Annotated in this window: 1 pseudogene; it reads left to right on the forward strand. The window is 75.9% G+C overall.

Going from position 1 to position 291, the window contains the following annotated elements:
• Positions 1-291 (forward strand): annotated as a pseudogene (locus IB228_RS19680) (ShlB/FhaC/HecB family hemolysin secretion/activation protein); the annotation flags it as partial.

Below are 291 nucleotides of genomic sequence, written 5' to 3' on the forward strand. Positions count from 1 at the left end.
GCGGCTACCAGTCCGTGTACGTGGACCTGCCCGAGCAGCAGGTCAGCGGCGGGGTGGTGGTGCTGCAGGTGACCCAGACCCGGGTGGGGACGGTGAACGTGGTCGGGGCCCGGCACCACGACCCGGCGCGGCTGCGCGCGGCGGTGCCGGCGCTGGCCACCGGCCAGGTGCCGGACTTCCGCCGCGCCCAGGACCAGCTGGCCGCGCTCAACCGCACCGCGCGCCGGCAGGTGGTGCCGCTGGTCAAGCCCGGGGCCACGGAGGGGACCATGGACGTGGACCTGAAGGTGG

The sequence above is a fragment of the Pseudoxanthomonas sp. PXM04 genome (assembly GCF_014851695.1).
GTDB classification, from domain to species: domain Bacteria; phylum Pseudomonadota; class Gammaproteobacteria; order Xanthomonadales; family Xanthomonadaceae; genus Pseudoxanthomonas_A; species Pseudoxanthomonas_A beigongshangi.